Below are 454 nucleotides of genomic sequence, written 5' to 3' on the forward strand. Positions count from 1 at the left end.
CGCGATCACGCCCCAGCTTGAGCATCGTCTTCATGAAGTTGTTGCCACGGGCGGCATACACCCAGCTGGTACGGAACACCAAGTGACGACAGCCACTGGCCAATACTGCCTCATCACCGGCCAGCTTGCTCTCGCCATAAACGGATAGCGGCGCCGTCGGGCTGTCTTCACGCCACGGCTGGTCCCCATCTCCCGGATAGACGTAATCCGACGAGTAATGCACCAGGGTGGCGTCGAGCTCAGTGGCTTTCTCGGCCAACAGGGCAGGCAGCTCGGCATTAAGACGCATGGCGCCCTTGCGCTCCTCTTCTGCCTTGTCGACGGCCGTCCAGGCCGCTGCATTGAGGATCAACTGGGGCTGCCAGGTGCCAACCAGTGCGGCGACAGCGTCAAGATCACTGACATCGATGTCGCTGCGGTGCGGCGCATGCACCTCACCGAAGGGAGCGAAGCT

1 protein-coding gene is annotated in these 454 nt (G+C 62.1%); it reads right to left on the minus strand.

Going from position 1 to position 454, the window contains the following annotated elements; translation table 11 throughout:
• Positions 1 to 454: SDR family oxidoreductase (locus tag QQF40_RS17165; protein WP_285462038.1), on the minus strand; the 454-nt coding region annotated here is incomplete at both ends.

This window comes from Cobetia sp. LC6 (assembly GCF_030264805.1).
Taxonomy (GTDB): Bacteria; Pseudomonadota; Gammaproteobacteria; order Pseudomonadales; family Halomonadaceae; genus Cobetia.